Annotated in this window: 18 protein-coding genes and 1 pseudogene; 13 read left to right on the top strand and 6 right to left on the bottom strand. The window is 75.2% G+C overall.

The features are described from left to right. Positions 1 to 25: 25 nt before the first annotated feature. Entirely contained in the window at positions 26 to 2170 is a 2145-nt protein-coding gene (locus tag OG799_RS33685; RefSeq protein WP_406041083.1) for a prolyl oligopeptidase family serine peptidase, read from the bottom strand. 86 nt (positions 2171 to 2256) lie between these two features. On the opposite strand from OG799_RS33685, the gene mshB reads away from it, so the two are divergent. The 3 genes from mshB to OG799_RS33700 all read left to right on the top strand — a co-directional run bounded on the left by mshB (position 2257) and on the right by OG799_RS33700 (position 4178). Further along, positions 2257 to 3180 (top strand): N-acetyl-1-D-myo-inositol-2-amino-2-deoxy-alpha-D-glucopyranoside deacetylase, encoded by a 924-nt coding sequence (gene mshB / locus OG799_RS33690; RefSeq protein ID WP_406041085.1) that lies wholly within the window; start codon positions 2257 to 2259, stop codon positions 3178 to 3180. Positions 3181 to 3197: 17 nt separating this feature from the next. Continuing rightward, complete coding sequence (locus OG799_RS33695; protein ID WP_406046483.1) at positions 3198 to 3632, top strand: hypothetical protein; 435 nt, start codon at positions 3198 to 3200, stop codon at positions 3630 to 3632. A gap of 81 nt (positions 3633 to 3713) precedes the next feature. After that, a complete protein-coding gene (locus OG799_RS33700; protein ID WP_406041087.1) occupies positions 3714 to 4178 on the top strand; it encodes a hypothetical protein in 465 nt (154 codons plus the stop codon). A 73-nt stretch (positions 4179 to 4251) separates the two neighbouring features. Here the strand turns inward: OG799_RS33700 and OG799_RS33705 are convergent, their stop codons facing one another. Together OG799_RS33705 and OG799_RS33710 are read right to left on the bottom strand one after the other, a co-directional pair. Beyond that, positions 4252 to 5211, bottom strand: a complete 960-nt coding sequence (locus OG799_RS33705; RefSeq protein WP_406041089.1) for a GNAT family N-acetyltransferase — start codon at positions 5209 to 5211, stop codon at positions 4252 to 4254. A gap of 15 nt (positions 5212 to 5226) precedes the next feature. Continuing rightward, positions 5227 to 5826: pseudogene (locus tag OG799_RS33710) on the bottom strand (RNA-guided endonuclease InsQ/TnpB family protein); the annotation flags it as partial. Positions 5827 to 6032: 206 nt separating this feature from the next. On the opposite strand from OG799_RS33710, the gene fdxA reads away from it, so the two are divergent. Genes fdxA through OG799_RS33735 form a run of 5 tightly spaced genes read left to right on the top strand, consistent with a single transcriptional unit; the run spans position 6033 to position 9866 of the window. Further along, entirely contained in the window at positions 6033 to 6359 is a 327-nt protein-coding gene (gene fdxA, locus OG799_RS33715) for a ferredoxin (RefSeq protein ID WP_091608359.1), read from the top strand. Beyond that, complete coding sequence (dapC, locus tag OG799_RS33720; protein WP_406046484.1) at positions 6356 to 7462, top strand: succinyldiaminopimelate transaminase; 1107 nt, start codon at positions 6356 to 6358, stop codon at positions 7460 to 7462. Before fdxA ends, dapC begins: the two co-directional genes overlap by 4 nt. A gap of 18 nt (positions 7463 to 7480) precedes the next feature. Continuing rightward, positions 7481 to 8515: a prephenate dehydrogenase gene (locus OG799_RS33725; RefSeq protein ID WP_406041092.1), complete on the top strand. Its 1035-nt coding sequence runs from the start codon at positions 7481 to 7483 to the stop codon at positions 8513 to 8515. 53 nt (positions 8516 to 8568) lie between these two features. After that, a complete protein-coding gene (locus OG799_RS33730; RefSeq protein ID WP_406041094.1) occupies positions 8569 to 9219 on the top strand; it encodes an SIMPL domain-containing protein in 651 nt (216 codons plus the stop codon). Next, positions 9219 to 9866: a nucleoside/nucleotide kinase family protein gene (locus tag OG799_RS33735; protein WP_406041096.1), complete on the top strand. Its 648-nt coding sequence runs from the start codon at positions 9219 to 9221 to the stop codon at positions 9864 to 9866. Before OG799_RS33730 ends, OG799_RS33735 begins: the two co-directional genes overlap by 1 nt. Positions 9867 to 9907: 41 nt before the next feature. Here the strand turns inward: OG799_RS33735 and OG799_RS33740 are convergent, their stop codons facing one another. Both OG799_RS33740 and dapD read right to left on the bottom strand, forming a co-directional pair. Continuing rightward, positions 9908 to 10465, bottom strand: coding sequence for a sugar O-acetyltransferase (locus OG799_RS33740; RefSeq protein WP_406041098.1), 558 nt, complete (start codon positions 10463 to 10465; stop codon positions 9908 to 9910). A gap of 76 nt (positions 10466 to 10541) precedes the next feature. Continuing rightward, positions 10542 to 11501: a 2,3,4,5-tetrahydropyridine-2,6-dicarboxylate N-succinyltransferase gene (gene dapD, locus OG799_RS33745; RefSeq protein ID WP_406041100.1), complete on the bottom strand. Its 960-nt coding sequence runs from the start codon at positions 11499 to 11501 to the stop codon at positions 10542 to 10544. 24 nt (positions 11502 to 11525) lie between these two features. Between dapD and dapE the strand changes: the two genes are divergently transcribed. Beyond that, on the top strand, positions 11526 to 12599 hold the full coding sequence (gene dapE, locus OG799_RS33750) for a succinyl-diaminopimelate desuccinylase (protein WP_406041102.1): 1074 nt from the start codon (positions 11526 to 11528) through the stop codon (positions 12597 to 12599). Positions 12600 to 12665: 66 nt separating this feature from the next. On the opposite strand, the gene OG799_RS33755 is transcribed toward dapE, so the two are convergent. After that, positions 12666 to 12827 (bottom strand): hypothetical protein, encoded by a 162-nt coding sequence (locus OG799_RS33755; RefSeq protein ID WP_406041104.1) that lies wholly within the window; start codon positions 12825 to 12827, stop codon positions 12666 to 12668. A 155-nt stretch (positions 12828 to 12982) separates the two neighbouring features. Between OG799_RS33755 and OG799_RS33760 the strand changes: the two genes are divergently transcribed. The 4 genes from OG799_RS33760 to OG799_RS33775 all read left to right on the top strand — a co-directional run bounded on the left by OG799_RS33760 (position 12983) and on the right by OG799_RS33775 (position 21704). Then, positions 12983 to 13837, top strand: coding sequence for a TIGR00730 family Rossman fold protein (locus OG799_RS33760; RefSeq protein ID WP_406041106.1), 855 nt, complete (start codon positions 12983 to 12985; stop codon positions 13835 to 13837). Between the two features lie 4 nt (positions 13838 to 13841). Next, positions 13842 to 14387 (top strand): TIGR00730 family Rossman fold protein, encoded by a 546-nt coding sequence (locus OG799_RS33765; RefSeq protein ID WP_406041108.1) that lies wholly within the window; start codon positions 13842 to 13844, stop codon positions 14385 to 14387. Between the two features lie 151 nt (positions 14388 to 14538). Continuing rightward, positions 14539 to 18270 carry an ATP-dependent helicase gene (locus OG799_RS33770; protein ID WP_406041110.1) on the top strand — a complete coding sequence of 1244 codons (3732 nt, stop codon included), beginning with the start codon at positions 14539 to 14541 and terminating at the stop codon, positions 18268 to 18270. After that, positions 18267 to 21704, top strand: a complete 3438-nt coding sequence (locus tag OG799_RS33775; RefSeq protein WP_406041112.1) for an ATP-dependent helicase — start codon at positions 18267 to 18269, stop codon at positions 21702 to 21704. Before OG799_RS33770 ends, OG799_RS33775 begins: the two co-directional genes overlap by 4 nt. The last annotated feature ends 33 nt before the right edge of the window (positions 21705 to 21737 follow it).

Genomic DNA, 21737 nt, shown 5'->3' on the forward strand with positions numbered 1-21737 from the left:
ACGTCGGCCGGGGCTCTTCGCGTCGCTACAGGTGCCGGCGCAGGAAGTCCAGCTCCAGCCGGAGCAGGCGCTCGGCGGTGCCGCCGGTGGCCATGTGGGTCGCCCCGGTCAGCGGCAGCACCGCGTGCGGGCGGCCGGTGGCCAGCAGCGCCGCCGACAGTCGCAGCGTGTGCGCGGCCAGCACGTTGTCGTCCACCAGGCCGTGGACCAGCAGCATCGGCCGGGCCTGCGCCGGGTCGCCGACCGGCTCGGCGGCCAGTTCCACCAGCGAGTGGTGGGCGTAGACGTCCATCCCGTCGTCCGGCAGGCCCAGGTAGCGCTCCGTGTAGGCGGTGTCGTACAGCGTCCAGTCGGTGACCGGCGCGCCCACGATCGCGCACCGGAACAGCTCCGGGTGGCGCAGCACCGCCAGCCCGGCCAGCCAGCCGCCGAACGACCAGCCCCGCACGGCCACCCGCTCCAGGTCCAGGTCCGGGTGCTTGTCCGCCAGGGCGGTGAGCGCGTCCACCTGGTCGGCCAGGATCACGTCGGCAAGCCGCCGGTGGATCGCCTTCTCGAACGACGGCGCGATCCCCGGCGTGCCCCGGTTGTCGATGGTCACCACCGCGAAGCCGGAATCGGCCCACCACTGCCGTTCCAGCCAGGCCGCCCGGGCGGCGATCACCTCCTGGTGCCCCGGGCCGCCGTAGACGTCCAGCAGCACCGGCAGCCGGGTGCCCTTCACGTGGTCCGTCGGGTAGAGCACCGCGGACGGCAGCCGCCGGTCCGTCACCCGGACCAGCGTCGGCCGCGGCGCGGACGGCGGAGTGGCGGCCAGCGAGCGGAGCTGCGCCACCTCCCGGTCGTCGTGCCAGACCGACCACCTGGTCCCCGCGTGCTCCAGCGAGGCGGTGCCGACCACCAGCGTCGCGCCACCGATCGTGGCGGTGTGCCAACCCGGGTCGCCGCTCATCCGGCGGGCGTCCACGCCGCCGCCGATGGCCGTCCGGACCCGGAACAGGTGGCGCTGGCTCGGCTCGCCCTCGCTCGCCTCGACCAGCAGGTCCGCCGGTCCGTTCGGGCCCGCGGGCAGCCGGCCCACCACCCGCCGTACGTAGAGCGACGGCGGGGTGAGCAGGGTGCCGTCGGCGAACAGGCAGCGGGCGTCGTACCCGTCGTGGGCCAGCTCCCCGCCGACCAGCACCCGCCCGTCCGGCAGGTGCGCCGGGGTGCCGGGGACCGGCTCCACCCAGCGCGGGTCGGCCAGCTCGGCGTGCACCTGGGTCTCCCCGGTCCGCGGGTCCACCGCGAGCACCAGGCCGTGCTGCTGGGACCGGCGCAGCACGGTGATCAACGGGCCGCCGTCCGCCCAGTCCACCGAGGTCAGGTACGGGTAGGTCTCGCGGTCCCAGTGCACGTCGACCCAGCCGCCGTCGAGGTCCAGCAGGTGCAGGCTGACCTCGGCGTTCGGGCCGCCGGCCCGGGGGTACGCGACGGTGGTCGGCGGGCTCGCCGGGTCGGCCGGGTCGTGCAGGTGCCAGTGCGGCAGCCGGGACTCGTCCACCCGCGCGGCCAGCACCGAGCGCCCGTCCGGGGCCCACCAGTAGCCGCGGAAGCGGTCGAACTCCTCCGCCGCGATGTGCTCGGCCAATCCCCAGGTGACGCCGCTGTCCTCGCCGGCGAGCATGGTGTCCGTGCCGTCGGACTCGACCACCCGGAGCTGGCCCCGGCGCACCCCCGCGGCGGCGTCGGTGACGTAGGCCAGCCGCTCTCCGGTCGGATCCGGCCGGGGGTCGATCACCGGCCCGACGGCGGTCACCTCGACCACGTCGCCGTGCACCAGGTCCGCCCGGAACAGGCGGCCGGCCAGCGGGAACACCGCCACCCGGCCGGCCGCGTCCAGCGCGTACGAGCCGATGCCGGCGGCGCTGAGCCGCAGCCGTTCCCGCAGCGCCCGCTCGCCCGGCGCCAGCGCGGCCGGGTCGGCGTCCGCCTCCAGCAGGGTCGCCGGATCGGCGACCAACCGTTCCTCGGCGGAGGCGACGTCCAGCAGCCAGAGCGCGTCGGCGGGATCCTCCGGACCGGACGAACGCAGGAAGATCACCCGGGAGCCGTCGTCGGCGACGGAGACGGCGCGCGGCGCCCCGTGGCTGAACCGGCGGGTACGGGCGGCCAGCTCGGGAAAGTCCACAGTTCGGATCGTAGAGCCGGGTCGGGCGTGATGTGGCCGACCTGCGTGGACGCGTCCGGCTCGGCCGGACAGCACCGCCGGTTAGAGTGACGGTCGTGACGACGCTGCCCGACCGCCGCCTGCTGCTGGTCCACGCGCACCCCGACGACGAGTCCATCGGCACCGGTTCCACGATGGCGCACTACGCCGCGACCGGCGCCCACGTCACCCTGGTGACCTGCACGCTGGGCGAGGAGGGCGAGATCCACGTGCCGGCGCTGGCCCAGCTCGCCGCGGCCGAGGCCGACCAGCTCGGCGGGTACCGGATCGGCGAGCTGGCCGCCGCGTGCGCCGCGCTCGGCGTCACCGACCACCGCTTCCTCGGCGGCGCCGGCCGCTACCGCGACTCGGGGATGATGGGACTCACCACCAACGAGCACCCCCGCGCCTTCTGGCAGGCCGACCTCGACGAGGCCGCCGGGCACCTGGTGGAGATCATGCGGGAGGTACGCCCCCAGGTCATGATCACGTACGACCCCAACGGCTTCTACGGGCACCCGGACCACATCCAGGCGCACCGGGTGGCGATGCGGGCGGTGGCGCTCGCCGCCGCCGAGGGCGTCGCCCCGGCGAAGGTCTACTGGACGGCCATGCCGCGCAGCGTGCTGGAGGCCGGCCTGAACCACTTCGTCGACTCGTCGGACAATCCCTTCGCCGGCATCGAGAGCGCCGACGAGCTGCCCTTCGGCACCCCCGACCCGGAGATCGCCGCCCGGATGGACGCCACCGACCAGCACGCCGCCAAGGAGGCGGCGATGCGGGCGCACGCCACCCAGATCCCGGCCACCTCGTGGCTCTACTCGATCGCCGGCAACTTCGGCGCCGAGTTCATGGGCGTGGAGTACTTCACCCTCGCGGTCGGCGAGAAGGGCCCGGGCAACGGCCCGTACGGGTGGGAGGACGACCTGTTCGCCGGGCTGGCGCAGGACGGGCCCGACCGGTCCCCGGTCGCGGCGGCCGGCCTCCGGTGACCCTGCCGACCGCGCCGATGTCGGTCGTACCCGAGCAGGAGCCCGCCGTGCCGCCCGCGCGCCCGCGGCCGGCGCTCGACGTCGCGCTGCGGGTCGCCGGCGGCCTGATCGCCGTGCTCGCCGGGGCGCTCTCCGCGGTGCTGGAGCTGCTGCTGTCCACCGTTCGGGTGGGCGGTCAGCTGATCGGCGTGTCGGCGCTGGTGGCGATCGGCGCCGGCATCGCGCTGAGCTGGTTCGCCCACGAGGCGGTCGGCACCCGCTGGGCGGTGGCGCTGCCCGCCGTGCCGTGGTTCGCGCTGATGGCGGTGGCCTCGGTCCGGACCACCGAGGGGGACCTGCTGGTCTCCGGCGACAACTGGGTGGGACTGGCGATGATCGTCGCCGGGGCGATGACGTTCGCGGTGATGGGCTTCCGGCAGATCCTCGCGCCACCGGTCCGCCACCACGGGTGATGACGCCGCACAGGTCGCGGTGGTACATATTCCTGCCAGGAGTCCCGCGCAGGGGCGGGCGGTACGGCGGGGAGACGTGACATGAGGGAGCGGTGGCGCGCTGTCGGCGTGCTCGCGGTGGCGTTGTTCGCGGTCAACGTGGTGGCCAGGCTGGTCATCAAGTTCGGCTTCGGCGGGGACGACACCGCCAAGGACCGGGTGTCGCTGGCGATGTTCGTGGTGATCGGGCTGATCCTCGCCGCGGTCGCGTTCCGCTGGGGGCGGGACCGACCGGTGGCCCGCTGGGCCGGTGACCTCGCCGCCGCGGTGGGCGTGGCGCTGGCGCTGACCGTGTTCGTCGCCCCGCTGCTGGTCAGCGAGAACCCGTTCGGCAACGGCGCCGGGCTCTTCTTCGCCCAGATCTGGCTCTACCTGGCCGCCGCGGGGGCGGGCGTGCTGGTCGGCTACCTGATCCTCACCGCGCTCGGCCTCGACCATCGCTCCCAGCAGCTCAAGCGGTACGCCCAGCTCAAGGCCGCCAAGCCCCGCCGGGTCGTCCGCCGCTGACCCACCCGGCGCCCCGGACCTCGGGTCGGCTTCGCCAGGTCGGCGAGCTGGCGCCGGCCGGCGGGCCCGGGGCTCAGGCTGGGGCGACGCGGGTGAGGTAGGTGTGGTGGGTGGTGAAGCCCAGTCCCCGGTAGAGGGCCACTGCGGCGGTGTTGCGCTGCTCGACCTGGAGGAAGGCGTGGCTGGCCCCCTCCGCCGTGCCCCAGTCGACCAGGGACCGGATCACCCGGCCGGCCAGCCCCTGCCGGCGCGCCTCGGGCAGCACCTCGATCAGGGTCAGGCCGAGCCAGCGCCCCTGCCCGGTGACCGTGCCCCGGCCGACGGCGACCAGCCGGCCGTCGGCGTACACCTGGGCGAAGCGGACCCGGTCCACGGCGGTGAGCACGTGCCGGGCGGCGTCCGGCAGGCCGCCCTTGCGGCCGGCGGCGACGGCCAGCCAGTCGTCCGACGGCGCGGCCGCCAGCTCGACCGGCGGCAGGCCGGCGCGGGTCGGCGCGGCCGCCGGCAGCGCGGCGAGCGCGACGGTCTGTACCAGCACCGGCGGCCGGGCGCCCCAGCCGCGCGCGTCCAGCTCGGCGCCGACCGGCGCGGCGAGCGGCAGCGGGGTGTTGACCATGGCCGGCTGGTCGTGGTCGGCGTACCAGCGCTCCACGGCGTCCAGGGCGGCCGGGAGCGGGCGGTCCGGGTCGCCGACCGGGAGCGCCGAGTTCGCCCGCCCGGTCCAGCCGGCGGCGCTGCGCAGCAGCCAGTCGCCGAGCCGACCGCGGACCGGGGCGGGCCACGCCTCGTCGGCGGCCAGCTCCAGGCCCGTCACGGCGGTGGCGGTCGGCCGGCGGGCCGGCGGCACCCGCTTGGCCCGGTGCACCTCGCCGACCGGGACCCGCAGCGGGCCCTGGGTGGTCGCCAGCGTGATGTGGGTCTCGCTGAGCTCGACCAGTTCCCCGAGGGCGTCGGAGAAGAGCGGCCGGCCTTCGCGAATCCCCACAATCCGGCGAACCACGATCCGGTGTCCCACGTCCTGCTGTCGGAGCACGATTCACCGTTCCCGTCAGTGTTCGCTCAAAGGTGCACCGACAGGAGTCCCGCCTTGCGGTGGGACGGTCCCGGTCTGACCCGCCGCGGCGGTGCCGGGTTGACACTTCACAGCCACCGGTCCGCTGCAGCGGGTCTTACGGTCGGCTCCACGTCCGTTTGACGACTCCCGGCCACTCCGGGCGTCACTGACGCCACCCGCGAGGGCGGCGAGATTCCGTGCGGCATTGAGGTCCCGATCCAAAATCAGACCGCACGATGTGCAGATGTAGTTGCGCTCGGACAGGGCGAGCTTGGCTTTCACCGCGCCGCAGGCCGAGCAGGTCTTCGAGGAGGGGTGCCACCGATCGGCGACAATCAGCCAGCTGCCGTACCAGGCGGCCTTGTAGTGCAGTTGGCGGCGCAACTCACTGAACGCGGCGTCACCAACGTGCCTGGCCAAGTGGCGGTTGCGCAGCATTCCGGTCACGTTCAGATCTTCGATCACGATCGTGCCGAACTCACGGGTCAGGCCGGTGGAAATTTTGTGCAAGTTGTCACGGCGCAGGTCGCTTACCCGGCGATGAGCGCGAAGGAGTGCCCTCTTCGTCCGCAGCCACCGCTTCGATGGACGCTGGCCTGTAGAACGCGATCTGCCACCGTCCGACTACCTTCCTGCCCCCTCGTTCTAGAACAGGCGGGTCAGTCATCGGACGGCAAACCTCACTCGTTGGCTCGGGGCGCCGCCATGGTAGGCCGGGGGGACGACAGAATGCTGCCGCCGAGATACTAGGCTCTTACCGTCGCGGGTGATCGCGACGAGTCTTGCGGAGGAGAAGACCGGTGACCTACATCATCGCCGAGCCGTGCGTGGATGTGCTCGACAAGGCATGCATCGAGGAATGCCCGGTCGACTGCATCTACGAGGGCAATCGGATGCTCTACATCCACCCCGACGAGTGCGTCGACTGTGGTGCCTGTGAGCCGGTCTGCCCGGTCGAAGCGATCTTCTACGAGGACGACGTCCCGGAGCAGTGGAAGGACTACACCGGGGCGAACTACGAGTTCTTCGAGGACCTCGGCTCGCCGGGCGGCGCCTCCAAGATCGGCAAGGTGGAGAAGGACGCGACGTTCGTCGCCGCCCAGCCGCCGCGCGGAGAGAGCCACTGAACCGGCCCGCGCCGGTCTCGTCGCGGCTGCCCGACTTCACCTGGGACACCCTGGACGCCGCGGCCGCGACGGCCGCGGCGCACCCGGACGGTCTGATCAACCTCTCCATGGGCACGCCGGTGGACCCGGTGCCCCCGGTGATCCGGCAGGCGCTGGCCGACGCGTCGAACGCCCCCGGCTACCCGCTGACCGCGGGCACCCCCGCGCTGCGGGAGGCCATCGCGGCGTGGGTCGCCCGGGCCTGCGGAGCAGGCGTCGACGGGCTCGGTGTGCTGCCCACGATCGGCTCCAAGGAGCTGGTGGCCTGGCTGCCCACGCTGCTCGGCGTCGGCCCGGGTGACGTGGTCGTGGTGCCGTCCGTCGCCTACCCGACGTACGAGGACGGGGCCCGGCTGGTCGGCGCCACCACCGTGCGGACCGACTCGCTGACCGCGGTCGGCCCCACCCCCCGGGTGCGCCTGGTCTGGGTCAACTCGCCGGGGAACCCGACCGGGCGGGTGCTGCCCGCCGCCCACCTGCGCAAGGTGGTGGACTGGGCCCGCGAGCGCGGCGCGGTGGTCGCCAGCGACGAGTGCTACCTGCCGCTCGGCTGGGACGCCGAGCCTGTCTCCGTGCTCTCGCCGGAGGTCTGCGGCGGGTCGTACGACGGCGTGCTGGCGGTGCACTCGCTCTCCAAGCGCTCCAACCTGGCCGGGTACCGGGCCGGCTTCGTCGCCGGTGACCCGGCGCTGGTCGCCGAGCTGCTCAAGATCCGTAAGCACTCCGGCATGATCGTGCCCGCCCCGGTGCAGGCCGCGATGGTGGCCGCGCTCGACGACCAGGCGCACGCCGACGAGCAGCGGGAGCGCTACCGGGCCCGCCGCGAGCGGCTGTGGGCCGCGTTCGCCGCCGCCGGCTTCACCGTCGAATACTCCGAGGCCGGGCTCTACCTCTGGATGACCCGGGACGAGGACTGCTGGGAGACCGTCGACTGGCTGGCCCGCCGGGGCATCCTGGTCGCCGCCGGCGTCTTCTACGGCCCGGCCGGCTCCCGGCACGTGCGGGCGGCGCTGACCGAGTCCGACGAGCACGTCGCGGCGGTCGCCGACCGGCTGCGCGGCTGACCGCCGGGCGGCTGCGGGATGGCTGACGGGGTGACCGACCGGCCGGTCCTCGGCGAGCGGACGGCCGCGGTCGTCGGCACCGGACTGATCGGCGGGTCGGTGCTGCTGCGGCTGCGCGCGGCCGGGCTCGACGTCACCGGGTGGGACCCGGACCCACGCACCCGCCGGCACGCTGACGAGCAGGGCGTCACCTGCCCGGACAGCCTGGAGGAGGCGGTCGCCGGTCGGGACGTGGTGTTCCTCTGCGGCCCGCTGCCCAGCCTGCCGGGGACGCTGGCCCGGGTCGCCGCCGCCACCGACGAGCACTGCGTCCTCACCGACGTGGGGAGCACCAAGGCGGAGGTGGCCGCCGCCGCCACCGCCCAGGGGGTGGGGCACCGGTTCGTCCCCGGCCATCCGATGGCCGGCGCCGACCGTGCCGGTCTCGCCTCCGCCACCCCGGCGCTGCTCGACGCGGCGGCCTGGGTGCTCTGCCCGACCGGGTCGGGGATGGCCGCGTTCCGCCGGCTCGCCGCGCTGCTCATCGACGTCTTCCAGGCCCGGGTCGTGCCCATGTCCGCGCCGGAGCACGACGTGGTCGCGGCCCTGTCCTCGCACGTGCCGCACCTGCTGGCCGGCGCGCTGGCCGCGGCGGTGCAGCGGTCCACCCTGCGCGAGGCGGTGCTCGCCCTCGCCGCCGGCAGCTTCACCGACGGCACCCGGGTGGCCGGCGGCCCGCCCGAACGGACCGCCAACATGCTGCTCGCCAACCGGGGGCCGGCGCTGACCGGGCTGGACGCGGTCCGCGCGGTCCTCGACGACCTGGCCGACGCGATGCGCGCCGGTGACCGGGCCGCCCTGACCGACCTGCTCGACGAGGGCCGGACCGCCCGCGCCGCCGTGCGGGGTCGGGTCTTCACCGCCCACCGGCGGGAGTTCCCGGCCGCGGTCGACCACGCCGGGGAACTGGTTTACCTGCGGGAGCTGGGCGCGGCCGGGGGCCACCTGACGCAGTGCCGGGTCGAGGCCGGATCCGTCGCCTACACCGGCCACCTGCCGGTGCCGCCCGGCTGAGGACCGCCACCCGCGCCGCCGCGGGCGGGCCGGGGCGCGGTTAGGGTGAGGGCATGGCGGACGCACCGGTCGTGGCGGTACGCGGCGAGGCGTACCGGGAGGTCGCCCCCGAGCTGGCCGAGTTCACGGTGACCGCGACGGCCCGGGACCGGGACCGGGAGACGACGTTGACCCGGCTGGCCGAGCGGGCCGCCGCGGTCCGGGTGCTGCTCGACTCCGCCGGCCCGGCGGTCGAGCGGCGGGAGACCGGCCAGCTCCGGGTGTGGCCCGAGACGAAACGCTCCGGCGAGCGGGTGGTGGCGTACCACGGCAGCGTGGGCACCACCGTCACCGTCACCGACTTCACCGCGCTCGGCGAGCTGATGCTCCGCTTGGCCGACCAGGACCAGGTCGAGGTGGCCGGCCCGTGGTGGTCGCTACGGCCGGACAGCCCCGCGTACCGGGAGGCCCGGCACGCCGCGATCGCGGACGCGCTGGCCCGCGCCCGGGAGTACGCCGAGGCGCTCGGCGCCCGGGTGACCGCCCTGTTGGAGCTGGCCGACAGCGGGATGGGCGGGCAGCCGATGATGGCCCGCGCCGCGTTCGGCAAGGGCGCCGGCGGGGCGGCCGGCGGTGCGCCGGAGCTGGAGCTCGACCCGCGCCCACAGACGGTGCGGGCCGCGGTCGAGGCGCGGTTCACCATCAGCGAGCCGGTGCTGGGCTGATGGTGCCGGCCCAGGTCCTGCCCTTCGACGAGCTGGCCGCCCGGGCGCGGGCCCTCGCCGACGCCGGCCCGCGGCAGCTGCTCGGCATCGCCGGCGCGCCCGGGGCGGGCAAGTCCACGCTGGCCGAGCGGCTCGTCGCGGCGGTCGGGCCGGCCGCCCGGCTGGTGCCGATGGACGGCTTCCACCTCGCCCAGTCCGAACTGGTCCGGCTCGGCCGGCAGGAGCGTAAGGGCGCCCCGGACACCTTCGACGTCAACGGTTTCGTCTCGGTGCTGCGCCGCCTGCGGCGGCTGGAGCCGACCTCGGTCTGGGCGCCGGCGTTCCGCCGGGACCTGGAGGAGCCGGTCGCCGGGGCGATCGAGGTGCCGCCCGAGGTCCGGCTGGTGGTGACCGAGGGGAACTACCTGCTGCTGCGGGACGATCCGTGGGAGGAGGTCCGGACCCTGCTGCACCAGATCTGGTTCCTCGACCTCGACGCCGAGCTGCGGCTGCGCCGGCTCACCGCCCGGCACGAGGCGTACGGCAAGTCGCCGGAGCAGGCCCGGGCCTGGGCGCTCGGCAGCGACGAGGCCAACGCCGCCGTGGTGTCCGGCACCGCCGGCCACGCCGACCTGGTGGTGCGGCTAGCCGAGCCCTCGCCGGGGTGACGGCACCCCCCGATCGACCTGTTTTCGCAGGTGGGATGGGGTCAGGCGAGTTCGCGTACCACCCGGGCGGGGTTACCGACCGCGATCACGTTGGCGGGCAGGTCCTTCGTCACGACGGCCCCCGCACCGACCACCGTGTTCTCGCCGATGGTGACCCCGGCGAGGACGATGACCCCGCCGCCGAGCCAGACGTTGTCCCCGATGGTTATCGGCTGGGCCGCCTCCCACTTGGCCCGGCGCGGCTCCGCCTCGACGGGGTGGGTGGCGGTGAGGAGCTGGACGTTCGGTCCGATCTGGACGTCGGCGCCGATGGTGATCCGGGCGACGTCGAGGAAGACCGCGTTGAAGTTGACCACGCTGCGCGGGCCGAGGTGGGTCTGCCAGCCGTAGTCGCAGTGGAACGGCGGCCGTACCCAGGTGCCCTCGCCGAGCGAGCCGAGCAGCTCCCGCAGCGCCGCGAGCCGGCCCTCGGGGTCCTCGGCGGAACTGGTGTTGAAGCGTTCGCTCAGCCGGGCGGCGCGGTCCAGGTCGGCGATGATCTCGGGGTCGTCGGCGAGGTACGCCTCGCCGGCGAGCATGCGTTCCCTCATGGAGCTCATCGGGTGATCATGCCTGGGCGGCGGGTCCGGGTGGGGCCGGGCGGTCATCTTCGCGCCGCCGGCCCCCGCGCCCGGGTCAGTCGTTGGCGTGCAGGGCGGCGTTCAGCTCGATGCCCTTGCCGCTGCGCTGCTTCGCCTCCAGCGCCCCGGTGACCGAGTTGCGCCAGAACAGCAGGCCGTCCACGCCGGAGAGCTCGCGGGCCTTGACCACCCGGCCGTCCGGCAGGGTGAGCTTCGAGGCGGCGGTGATGTAGCAGCCGGCCTCCACCACGCAGTCGTCGCCCAGCGAGATGCCGACGCCGGCGTTCGCGCCGATCAGGCTCCGCTCGCCGATGCGTACCTTCTCGGTGCCGCCGCCGGACAGGGTGCCCATGATCGAGGCGCCGCCGCCGATGTCGGAGCCGTCGCCGACCAGCACGCCCTGCACGATCCGCCCCTCCACCATCGAACTGCCCAGCGTGCCGGCGTTGAAGTTGACGAAACCCTCGTGCATCACGGTGGTGCCGGCGGCCAGGTGCGCGCCGAGCCGGACGCGGTCCGCGTCGGCGATCCGCACCCCGCCGGGCACCACGTAGTCGGTCATCCGGGGGAACTTGTCCACCCCGTACACGGCCAGGTGGCGGCCGGCGGCCCGCTCGATGACCCGCAGCTCGTCCACCCGCTCCGGCGGGCACGGCCCGGCCGAGGTCCAGGCCACGTTGGCCAGCTTGCCGAAGATGCCGTCGAGGTTCAGCTCGTTGGGTCGCACCAGACGGTGGGAGAGCAGGTGCAACCGGAGGTACGCGTCGGCGGCGTCCTTGATCGGGTCGTCCAGCGACCCGATCACCGTGGTCACCTCGACGGTACGCAGACCGGGCAGCGCCCGCTCGCCGATCGCGCCCGGCGGCAGGTCCAGCACGTCGGCCTGGTCCTCGCCGGGGACCAGCGGCAACTCGCCGAGGCCCAGCTTGCCGGTCGGGTACCAGGTGTCCAGCACCTGATCGTCAGCGGTGATCGTGGCGAGGCCGATGCCCCAGGCAGACTGTGCGTTGGTCACGATTTTGACGGTACCGTGCCCAGCATGGAGAACCCGTTGACCCCCGAGGTCTTGGCTGATCCGGTGGCGCTCACCCGTGCCCTGGTCGACATAGAGTCCGTCTCCCTCAACGAGAAGGCGATCGCCGACTGCGTCGAGGAGGTGCTGCGCGGGGTGCCGCACCTGACCACGTTCCGGCACGGCAACACGGTGATGGCGCGTACCGACCTGGGCCGGGCCTCTCGGGTGGTGCTCGCCGGCCACCTGGACACCGTCCCGCTCAACGACAACTTCCCGTCCACCATGCGCGGCGACCTGATGTACGGCTGCGGCACGTCCGACATGAAGTCCGGGGTGGCGTTCGCGCTGCACCTCGCGGTGACCCTGCCGGACCCGCGGTACGACGTGACGTACTTCTTCTACGAGGCCGAGGAGATCGAGTCGAAGTACAACGGCCTCACCCTGGTCGCCGAGGCGCACCCGGAGTGGCTCCAGGCCGACTTCGCGGTGCTGCTCGAGCCGACGTACGGCATCGTCGAGGCCGGCTGCCAGGGCACCATGCGGGCGGTCGTCACCACGCACGGCGAGCGGGCCCACGCGGCCCGGTCCTGGCACGGGGTGAACGCCATCCACGGCGCGGGCGGGGTGCTGGACCGGCTGCGGTCGTACGAGGCGCGCCGGGTCACCATCGACGGCTGCGACTACCGGGAGGGCCTGAACGCGGTCCGGATCACCGGCGGGGTGGCCGGCAACGTCATCCCGGACCGGTGCGAGATCGAGATCAACTACCGGTACGCCCCGGACCGCGACCCGGCGGCCGCTGAGGCGCACCTGCGGGAGGTCTTCGCCGGCTTCGACCTCGAGGTGACGGACGCGGCGGCGGGCGCGGCCCCCGGCCTGGACGCGCCGCCGGCGCAGGAGTTCCTGGCGGCGGTGGGTGCGGCCCCGATCGGCAAGCTGGGCTGGACGGACGTGGCCCGGTTCGCGGCGATGGGGATCCCGGCGCTGAACTTCGGGCCCGGCGACCCCAACCTGGCCCACCACAAGGACGAGCACGTCGAGCTCACCAAGATCCGCGACGGCGCGGCGACCCTGCACCGCTGGCTGGCCCCCGCCTGACCGCCCCTTCACCCGAGCAAGAGGTCCGCGTGACGCGGACCTCTTGCTCGACGCGGGGCCGGTCGGTCAGCCGGCCGGGGTGAGGGACTGGTCCGCCGAGGGGCGGGACCCATCACCGGTGAGGTCGTGGGCTTCCAGTTGCCGGGCGCGGCGGCGCTCGGCCACCACGTCGCGGATCCGCCGCTGCATCTGTCGCCGGATCCGGATCATCTCGCTGTTGCTGATCACGCTGGCTCCTCCCCCGAAGGCGCGCGCCGGGGCATACCCGGTATGTGAATAGTAAGACGTACGAGCGACAGAATTAGTTGCCCAAGATCGCGAACTATTTCCCCGGCTCGCCGGCCCGCACACCCGGCCGGCCCGGCTCCACTACGGTGGCTCCCATGAGCCAGAGCAACCGGCGGCAGCAGCCCGCCCCGGACCGGGGGCGGGAGCGGCACCGGGGTGCCGTCACGCTGCGTCGCGGCGCCATCCCGAGCAGCACCGCGGACCAGCGGCTGCTCGACTCGCGGGGGCGTGGCGACTGGAAGACCAAGGACGCCTGGCGCGCGCTGCGCATCCTGTCGGAGTTCGTCGAGGGCTTCGACACCCTGGCCGACCTGCCGCCCGCGGTCAGCGTCTTCGGTTCGGCCCGCAGCATGCCGGAGAGCCCGGAGTGCCGGCTGGCCGAGGAACTGGGCGCCGCCCTGGCCCGGGCCGGGTACGCGGTGATCACCGGCGGCGGCCCCGGCGTGATGGAGGCGGCCAACCGGGGAGCCAGCGAGGCGGGCGGGCTCTCCGTCGGGCTCGGCATCGAGCTCCCGTTCGAGCAGGGGCTCAACGACTGGGTCGACCTGGCCATCGACTTCCGCTACTTCTTCGCCCGCAAGACCATGTTCGTGAAGTACGCGCAGGCGTTCGTCGTGCTGCCCGGCGGCTTCGGCACCATGGACGAGCTGTTCGAGGCGCTCACGCTGGTGCAGACCGGCAAGGTCACCCGGTTTCCGGTGGTGCTGATGGGTGTCGACTACTGGCGCGGGCTGCTCGACTGGCTGCGCGACAGCATGGCCGCCGAGGGCAAGATCGGGCCGTCCGACCTGGAGCTGATCTGCCTCACCGATGACGTCAACGCGGCGGTCCGGCACATCGTGGAGGCCGAGGCGGTGCTCTCCGCCGAGCAGGAGGCGATCCGCGAGGAGTCGGTCGCCCGCGCCGAGGCGGACCAGCGGGCCGCGGCCGACGAGGGCGGGAAGGGCTGACCGGGTGGCTGCGATCTGTGTGTTCTGCGCGTCCTCCCGGACCCTCGACCGGCGCTGGCTGGACCTCGCGGCCGAGACCGGGGCGGAGCTGGCCCGGCGCGGCCACACCCTGGTCAGCGGGGGTGGCTGCGTCGGGATGATGGGCGCGCTGGCGGACGGGGCGCGGGCCGCCGGCGGGCCGACCCTCGGCGTCATCCCGCAGGCCCTGGTCGACCTGGAGGTCGCCGACCTGGCCTCCGACGAGCTGCTGGTCACCGACGGCATGGCCAGCCGCAAGACGCTGATGATCGACAAGTCGGACGCCTTCATCACCCTGCCGGGCGGGCTCGGCACCCTCGACGAGCTGTTCGAGGTGTGGACCACCGCCACGCTCGCCCTGCACGCCAAGCCGATGGTGCTGGTCGACGCGGACGGCTTCTACCGCCCGCTGCTCGACTGGCTGCACACCCTGGCCGACCGGAACTTCCTCAAGCCCGCCGGCCTCGACCTCCTCACGGTGGTCCCCACCGTCCCCGCCGCTCTGGACGCCCTCGAATCCCACCTCACCTGACGCTTTCCCCCTCCGCTCGCGCCGATGATCATGAAGTTGTTGTCGTGGATGTCGGCGTGTCGTGGTGACAACTTCATGATCAACGTGAGCTGGGGCGCGAGGGTGAGGTGGTGGCGCGGGAGGTGTCGTACGGGCGTGGTGGGATGAGCTGATGCAGGCGTACCGGCTGGTGCGTCGGCCTGCCGAGGCCACCCCGGGGGACGGGCGGTCCGGCGGGGCGGCGCGGGGGGACGGTCGGTCCGGAGGGACGACCGCGGCGGCCCGCCGGCCCGAGGGGGCGGCGGGCGATGACGCGCAGCCGGCGACCCGGCTGGCCGACCCGGTGCAGGCCGAGGTGGTGGCGCACACCGACGGGCCGATGCTCGTCGTCGGCGGCCCCGGCACCGGCAAGACCAGCACCCTGGTCGAGGCCGTCGCCGCCCGGGTCGCCGAGGGCGTCGACCCGGAGCGCGTCCTCGTGCTCACCTTCGGCCGGCGGGGCGCCACCGACCTGCGCCACCGGATCGAGGCGCGGATCGCCCGGGACGGGCACCGGGTGGTCCGCGAGCCGCTGGTCCGGACCTTCCCGGCGTACGCCTTCGGCCTGCTCCGCCGGGCCGCCGCCGAGCGGGGCGAGCCGTCGCCCCGGCTGCTCACCGGCCCCGAGCAGGACCTGATCATCCGCGAGCTGCTGGACGTGGTCGGCGAGGAGCCCGAGGACGACCCGGTCGGCTGGCCGGAGGACCTGCGCCCCGCCCTGCGCACCCGGGCGTTCGCCGCCCAGCTCCGCGACCTGCTGATGCGCGCCGCCGAGCGCGGCGTCGGCCCGGTCGAGCTGGCCCGGCTGGGGGAAAAGCTGGGCCGCGCCGACTGGCCCGCCGCCGCGCGCTTCCTCCGGGAGTACGTCGCCGTCCTCGCCCTGCGCGACGTGAGCAACCGCGGCTCGGTGGCGTACGACCCGGCCGAGCTGGTCCGGGCCGCCACCGGGATGCTGCTGGACGATCCGGAGCTGCTGGCGGCCGAGCGTCGCCGGCTCGCCCACGTCTACGTCGACGAGCTGGCCGACACCGACCCCGCCCAGCTCGACCTGCTCGCCGTGATCGCCGGTGGCGGCAAGTCCCTGGTCGCGTTCGCCGACCCGGACTCCTCCACGTACGCCTTCCGCGGCGCCGACCCGGCCGGGGTGACCACCTTCCCGCACCGGTTCCGCACCGCCTCCGGCGCCCCGGCCGCCCAGGTCCTGCTCACCACCTCCTACCGGGCCGGCCCCGGGCTGCTGGCGGCCACCGCCCGGCTGGCCCGCCGGCTGCGCGGCCCGGCGGCGCACCGCAAGCTCCGCCCGCTGCCCGACGCCGCGCCCGGCTCGGTCGAGGTCCGCACGTTCCGCTCGGCCACCAGCGAGTCGGCCTGGCTGGCGCACGCCCTGCGCGAGGCCCACCTGCTCGACGGGGTGCCCTGGTCCCGGATGGCGGTGCTGGTCCGCTCGACCGGCCGGCAGCTGCCGTCGCTGCGCCGCGCCCTGCACACCGCCGGCGTGCCGACCGTCGTGCACGGCGAGGACCTGCCGCTGCACCTGCAACCCGGGGTGGCGCCGCTGCTGCTCCTGCTGCGGTGCGGGCTGGAACCCGACCGGCTCGACGAGGAGTCCGCGGTCGCCCTGCTGCACTCACCGCTCGGCGGTGCCGACCCGCTCGCCGAGCGGCGGCTCCGCCAGGGGCTGCGCGCGCTCGCGCTGGCCGGCGGCGACCGACGGCCCTCCGGCGAGCTGATCGTGGAGGCGCTGCGCGACCCGGCCGAGCTGGCCGCGATCGACCGGCGCTGGGCGGTGCCCGCCCAGACGGTGGCCGCCCTGCTGGAGACCGCCCGGCAGGCCGCAGCGGCCCCCGGCGCCACCGCCGAGGACGTGCTCTGGGCCGTCTGGCGGGACAGCGGCCTGGCCGAACGCTGGGCCGGGGCGATCACCCGGGGGCGGGCGGCCACCGGGGAGCACGAGACCGCCCAGCGCTGGCGGGCCGAGGCTGCCGACCGCGACCTCGACGCGGTGCTGGTGCTCTTCGACGCAGCGGCCCGGTTCACCGACCGGCTGCCCGGCGCGCGGACCGAGGTCTTCCTCGACCACGTGCTCGGGCAGGACCTGCCGGCCGACACCCTGGCCGCCAGCGCCGACCGGGGCGACGCGGTCCGGCTGCTCACCGCGCACGCCGCCAAGGGCCTGGAATGGGATCTGGTCGCGGTCGCCGGCGTGCAGGAGGGCGTCTGGCCGGACCTGCGGCTGCGCGGCAGCCTGCTCGGCTCCGAACGGCTGGTCGACGTGCTGGCCGGCCGGGCCGACGGCACCGGCACCCGGGCCAGCCTGGTCGGGCAGACCTCGGCGCTGCTGGACGAGGAGCGCCGGCTCTTCCACGTCGCGGTCAGCCGGGCCCGGCGCCGGTTGCTGGTCACCGCGGTCGCCTCGGCGGCGGTCGGCGGCGACGACCACGAGGAGCAGCCCAGCCGCTTCCTGCACGAGCTGGCCGCCACCGAGCCGCCCGCGATCGGCGGCGGGCCGACGCCGCCCGACCCGAAGCCTGCCGGGCCGACACCTGCCGGAGCCGGGGGCGCCCGGCCGAATGCCGACCCCGCTCCGGCCGCTGCGGACGTCGACCCCGCTCCGGCCGTCGACGTCGATCCGGCTCCGGGTCGGCCCGCCGAGCCGCCCGGTGACGGCGCCGTCCTGGCCACCGACGCCAGCCCGGCGGGCCGAGCCGCCGAGCGGCGGGACGGGCCGGACCGGCCGGGCGACGGCGCCGCGCTGGCCGTACCCGGGTCCGACGGCGGCCACCCGGGTGACGGCGCGGCGCTGACCGTCGAGCCGCACGACGACGGCGAGGCCGATCGTCCCGGCGCATTGCCGGTCACCCTGCCGCCGCGCGGGCTCACCCTGTCCGCGCTGGTGGCGGAGCTGCGTACCGCGGTCACCGACCTGGCGGCGCCGCCGGCCCGGCGGCGCGTGGCGGCGGCCGAGCTGGCCCGGCTGGCCGCCGCCGGGGTCCCCGGCGCGCACCCCGACGACTGGTGGGGGCTGCGCGGCCTCTCCGACGACCGGCCGCTGGTCGACGACGGCGAGCCGGTCCGGGTCACCCCGTCGGCCATGGAGAGCGCCCTGCGGTGCAGCCTGCGCTGGCTGCTGGAACGGCACGGCGGCAGCGGGCCGGCCAGCGCCGCGCAGGGGGTGGGCAACCTGGTGCACGCCGCCGCGATGCTCGCCGAGGACGCCAGCGCCGACCGCACCGCCCTGCTGGAGTACGTGGCCGCCCGCTTCGACGCGATCGAGCTGGCCGCCCGCTGGATGGTCGGCCCGGAACGGGCCCGCGCCGAGGCGATGGTGGACAAGCTGCTCCGCTGGCTGGCCGGCAACCCGCGCCGGCTGCTCGCCATCGAACACGAGTTCGCGGTCCGCCTCGACGACCCGCAGCGCCCCGTCGAGCTGACCGGCCGGGTGGACCGGTTGGAGGTCGACGCCGACGGCCGGCTCGTGGTGATCGACCTGAAGACCGGCAAGTCCACCGCGGTCACCGAGCGGGAGGTCGCCGAGCATCCGCAGCTCGGGGCGTACCAGGCCGCGGTGGAGGCGGGGGCGTTCGCCGAGTTCGGCGAGGAGTCCGGCGGGGCGGCGCTGGTGCAGCTCGGCACCGGCGCGAAGGACGCCAGGGAGCAGGCGCAGGCGGCGGCCGGGGAGGGCCCGGAGGCCGGCTGGGCGACCGCGCTGGTCCGGCGCACCGCCGATACGATGGCCGCCGCCACCTTCGCCGCGGTCGCCAACTCGAAGTGCCGGGTCTGCCCGGTGCGCACCAGCTGCCCGGTCTCCGGCCAGGGTCGCCAGGTGGTCGAGCCGCCGACCGTCCGTCGCCCGGAGCACCCGTGACCCAGCCCGCCCTGTTCAGCACCGCCACCCCGGCGCCCCGGACGGCCGACGCGGGCCCGCGCTACACCCCGGTCGAGCTGGCCAAGCTGCTCCGGTTGCCGGCGCCCACCCGGGAGCAGGCGGCGATCATCGCCGCCCCGGTGGAACCGCTGCTGGTGGTCGCGGGCGCCGGCTCCGGCAAGACCGAGACGATGGCTGCCCGGGTGGTCTGGCTGGTCGCCAACTCGTACGTCCGGCCGGAGCAGATCCTCGGCCTCACCTTCACCCGCAAGGCCGCCGGTGAGCTGGCGCACCGGGTGCGTACCCGACTCGACCAGCTCATCCGCCGGCTCGGCCGGCAGGGGCGCGACCCGCACGAGGACCCCCTGGCCGGCGAGCCGACCGTCTCCACCTACCACTCGTACGCCGGCCGGATCGTCACCGAGCACGGGCTGCGCGCCGGCTACGAGCCCACCACCCGGCTGCTCACCGAGGCGTCCCGCTGGCAGCTCGTGGACCTGCTGGTGCGCAACTACGACGGCGACATGTCCGACGTGGACCGGATGCCCAGCACCATCACCGACGCGGTGCTGGCCCTCGCCGGTGAGCTGGACGAGCACCTGGTCGACCCGGACGAGCTGGCCGCCTGGACCGGCCGGTTCTTCGCCGACGTGCAGTCCCGCCCCGGCCGGGTCTACGCCGACGTGCGGAAGGCCCTCGGGGTCCAGCAGACCCGGCTGCGGCTGCTCCCGCTGGTCCGGGCGTACGCCCGGCGCAAGGACGACTTCGAGGCGATGGACTTCGCCGACCAGCTCGCCCGGGCCGCCCGGGTGGCCCGGGACCACCCCGGCGTCGGGGTGATCGAGCGGGACCGCTTCCGGGTGGTGCTGCTCGACGAGTACCAGGACACCAGCCACGCCCAGGTGGTGCTGCTCAACGCGCTCTTCGGCGGCGGCCACCCGGTCACCGCCGTCGGCGACCCCTGCCAGTCCATCTACGGCTGGCGGGGCGCGAGCGCCGGCACCCTGGACCGCTTCCCCCGCGACTTCGCCCGCGCCGACGGCGACCCCGCCGACGTGTTGAGCCTGACCACGAGCTGGCGCAACCGCCCGGAGATCCTGGGCGTGGCGAACGCGCTGGCCACGCCGCTGCGGGCCGCCGGCGCGCAGGTGCCGGAGCTGCGCGCCGCGCTCAGCGTCGCCGAACCGATACCGCACCGCAGCCCGCGCGGCCAGGCCGCCGGCACCGTGCACTGCGCGCTGCTGCACACGTACGCCGACGAGGCCGATTGGATCGCCGACAGCGTCCTGGGCGCCTGGCGCGGGGCGGCCCGGATGCCCGGGGCGCTGCCCGAGCACATTCCGGTGCCGCAGCGCCCCACCACCGCCGTGCTGGTCCGGCTGCGCAGCCAGATCCCGGCCATCGAGTCCGCGCTGCGCGCCCGCGGGCTGCCGGTCGAGGTGGTCGGCCTGGGCGGACTCCTGGACACTCCCGAGGTCCGCGACGTGGTGTGCACGCTGCGGGTGCTCGCCGACCCCACCGACGGGGCGGCGCTGCTGCGGCTGCTCACCGGGGCGCGCTGGCGGATCGGCCCGCGTGACCTGGTGGCCCTGCACCGGCGGGCCCGGTCGATCGCCCGGTCCCGCCGCCAACTCACCGGCGACGACGGGCCCGAGATCACCGTGGACGTGCTGGACGAGGCCACGCTGGTCGAGGCGCTGGCCGACCTGGGGCCCGCGCAGGCGTACTCGGCGGAGGGGTACGCGCGGCTGCGCGCGTACGGGATGGAACTGGCCCTGCTGCGGTACCGGCTCGACCAGACGCTGCCGGAGCTGATCGCGGACATCGAGCGGACCATCGGCCTGGACGTGGAGGTGGCGGTCCGGGCCGGCCGGGACGGCACCGGCGACGCCGGCCTGGCCCGCGGCCACCTCGACGCCCTCGGTGACGTGGCCGCCCGGTTCAGCGGGGAGACCCCCGGGGCGACCCTGGCCGGCTTCCTGTCCTTCCTCGCCGCGGCCGAGGACGAGGAGCGTGGGCTGGCCCCCGGCGAGGTCGAGGTGGTGGAGGGCGCGGTGCAGATCCTCACCGCGCACGCCGCGAAGGGCCTGGAGTGGGACGTGGTCGCGGTCGCCGGGCTGACCCGGGGGGTGTGGCCCGGTCCGGTGCGCAACTCCGACCACTGGCTGGGCGGTCTGGGCGTGCTGCCGTTCCCGCTGCGGGGTGACGCCGACGGGCTGCCCGAGCTGGGGCTCGCCGCCGCCGAGGACCAGCGCGGGGTGGCCCGGGCGGTGGAGGACTTCACCGACGCCTGGCGGGCGCACGACGAGCGGGAGGAGCGCCGGCTGGCGTACGTGGCGGTGACCCGGCCCCGGCGGCTGCTGCTCTGCTCCGGTTACTGGTGGGGGGAGGGGACGAAGCGGTTCCGCGGGCGCTCGGTCCTGCTCCGCGAGGTGCACGACGCGTGTCTGGACGGCGCAGCCGGGCACCTGGTCGACGAGTGGGCGCCGGAGCCGGCCGGTGACGCGGTCAACCCGACCACCGAGGTGGTGCTCCGCGCCGAGTGGCCCGCCGACCCGCTCGGCGCCCGCCGGCCGGCGCTGGCCGAGGCCGCCACCCTGGTCCGCCGCTTCCTCGCCGACCCGGAGGCGGCCCGCCGGAAGGAGGACATCGCCGCCGACCCGGAGGCGGCCCGCCGGGAGGAGGACATCGCCGCCGACCCGGAGGCGGCCCGCCGGGAGGAGGGCGTCGCAGACGGCGCGGACGACCCGGAGGTGGCGCGCTGGCGGCGGGAGGCGGACCTGCTCCTCGCCGAACGGGCCGAGCTGCTGCGGCGGGCCGACGCGGTGGAGGTGGAGCTGCCCGGGCACCTCTCGGTGACCCAGCTGGTGGCGCTGCGCAGCGACCCGGGGGCCCTCGCGCGCGCCCTGCGCCGCCCGATGCCCACCGAGCCCAACCCGTACGCCCGGCGGGGCACCGCCTTCCACACCTGGCTGGAACAGCGCTTCGGTGCCGACCGGCTGCTGGACGTGGACGAGCTGCCCGGCGCCGCGGACGACGACGCGGCCCCCGACGAGGCGCTCGCCGAGCTGCAGGAGCGTTTCCTGGCCAGCGAGTGGGCCGACCGGGTGCCGCTGGAGGTGGAAGTGCCGTTCGCCACAGCGATCGCCGGTGTGGTGGTACGTGGGCGGATGGATGCGGTCTTCGCCCGGCCGGGCGGCCGGTTCGACGTGGTCGACTGGAAGACCGGCCGGCGGCCCGCCGGGCGGGAGGCCGAGGTGGCCGCCGTGCAGCTCGCCGTCTACCGGCTGGCCTGGGCCGAGCTGGCCGGCGTGCCGGTCGAGCGGGTGGGCGCCGCGTTCCACTACGTGCGGGACGGCGTCACCGTCCGCCCGGCCGACCTGCTCGACGCCGACGGGTTGACCGCGCTGATCGCCGGCGTACCGGAAATTTAGGGGGATGGCCCCGCGTTGCGTAATCCGTGGTAC

Source organism: Micromonospora sp. NBC_00898, from assembly GCF_045207895.1.
Lineage (GTDB): Bacteria > Actinomycetota > Actinomycetes > Mycobacteriales > Micromonosporaceae > Micromonospora.